Below are 1,746 nucleotides of genomic sequence, written 5' to 3'. Positions count from 1 at the left end.
GTCCGGCGTGGCGAGGTGGATGATTTCTTTCAAGAAGTCAAGCTGCTCCGTGTCGGACATCGGTCGGAATTGTTTGGCAATGGCGAGGTTTTTCTCCAACTGCTCCATCGTTTCCATCCCGATGATGGTCGTGGCAACGGGTAGCGAGAACGTGTACCGCAGCGCCTGCTCGTACCACGGGGCGAGCTTCCCGAGCGCCATCACTTTCATGCCGATCACGGCGACTCCTTTCTCTACGGCCCGCGGAACAAATTCGTGCGCGAAGCTGTAGATGAAGTGGTCGGCGGCGGACAACGCCACCAAGGCGCTGTCGAAGGGGAACCGCTCGATGGCTTCGAGCTGCACTTCCGGGTTCGTATGCCCGCTGACGCTGATCGCCTTGATGATGCCCTGCTCCTTCGCTTCGAGCATCGCCTCCAATGCTCCGCCCTTGGCGAAGCATTGCTCCAAATCGTCCATCGTCACCAGATTATGAAGACGCCACTCGTCGACACGATCGGTTTGCAGCCGGTTCAGGCTGGCTTCGAGCAGACGCCACGAGCCGTCTCTTGTCCGGTCGTGCGTCTTCGTTGCGATCCAGACGTCGCCGCGGCGGTGCCGGAGCGCCTTGCCCAGCCGTTCCTCCGATTGCCCGTCGGAATAGCTCGGGGCCGTATCGAAGTAGGTGATGCCTTCGTCGATCGCCCGGTTGACGATGCGTATCGCTTCTTCCTCCGTGCATTGATGCTCGTCCACGATGCGCTGGGCGCCGAAGCCCAGAATCGGAAATTGCTTGTCGGACGCGCCGAAATATCTATGTTCCAAAAAAGTTCACTCCTTCGGGAATGTAGGTGGTCATAGTCTGATTATACCTAATTATAAGGCGGTTTAATATACGATTGGGAAGGAGTGACCGTTATCCGTACGTCTTACGATGTCATCGTCATCGGCGCAGGCTCCATGGGCATGAGCGCGGGGGCGCATTTGGCGCGAAGAGGGATAAGCACGCTGCTGATCGACGCGTTCGATCCCCCCCATGGAGGAGGCAGCCATCACGGGGAAACGAGGCTGCTCCGTTATGCTTACGCCGGAGGGGGCCCCTACGCGGCCATGGCCGTCCGGGCGAACCGGCTCTGGAACGAGCTGGAGGAGGAAAGCGGCCGGAAGCTGTTCTTTCGCAGCGGCGTGCTGAATATGGCGCCAGCGGGGCATTCCGGGCTCCGCGACAAGCTCGAATCGTCGGCTGCGCTTCAGTTGCCGGTCGAGCTGCTGCGGCCGGAGGAAATTGCCAAGCGCTGGCCAGGCGTTCAGCTGCCGGACGACTACACGGGGCTGTACGAGCCGGAGGCCGGCTATTTGCTCAGCGAGCAGTGCGTGCAGGCGTACCGCGAGACGGCGTTGGCGCATCGGGCAGTGCTGCTTCCGTACACGCGCGTAACGGAGGTCGTGCCGGGGAGCGGGGGCATCACCGTCAAAACCGGGGTCGGCGACTTCCATGCGGACCGTCTTATTATAAGCGCGGGCGCCGGCGTCGGCAGCGTGCTGCTTCCGTCGCTTAAGCTGCCCGTGGCGCCGGTTCGCAAAGCGGTCGCCTGGTTTCGGGCGGACGAAGCGCTGTTCGGTTCTGAACGGTTCCCGGGCTTCACGTTAAGCACTCCGGACGGAGGCTTTTACGGCTTTCCGAGCATTCAAGGATCCGGTGTGAAAATCGGACGGCACGAGAACGGCCTTGCTCTCTCGCCGGTCGAGCAGCCGGCTGAATTCGGG

At 61.5% G+C, this 1,746-nt stretch carries 2 protein-coding genes; one reads left to right on the top strand and one right to left on the bottom strand.

Annotated elements, in window-relative coordinates:
- Positions 1 to 804 (bottom strand): aldo/keto reductase (locus QJ48_RS35165; RefSeq protein ID WP_054977843.1); only part of this gene is annotated, 804 nt, incomplete at its 3' end.
- Positions 805 to 888: 84 nt separating this feature from the next.
- Between QJ48_RS35165 and solA the strand changes: the two genes are divergently transcribed.
- Positions 889 to 1,746: N-methyl-L-tryptophan oxidase (solA, locus tag QJ48_RS35160; protein WP_054977842.1), on the top strand; the 858-nt coding region annotated here is incomplete at its 3' end.

It is taken from the genome of Paenibacillus sp. A3 (genome assembly GCF_001399685.1).
In the GTDB taxonomy this organism is placed as follows: domain Bacteria; phylum Bacillota; class Bacilli; order Paenibacillales; family NBRC-103111; genus Paenibacillus_G.
Note: the sequence above shows the minus strand (reverse complement) of the source record. Positions and strands in the feature narration are given on the sequence as shown.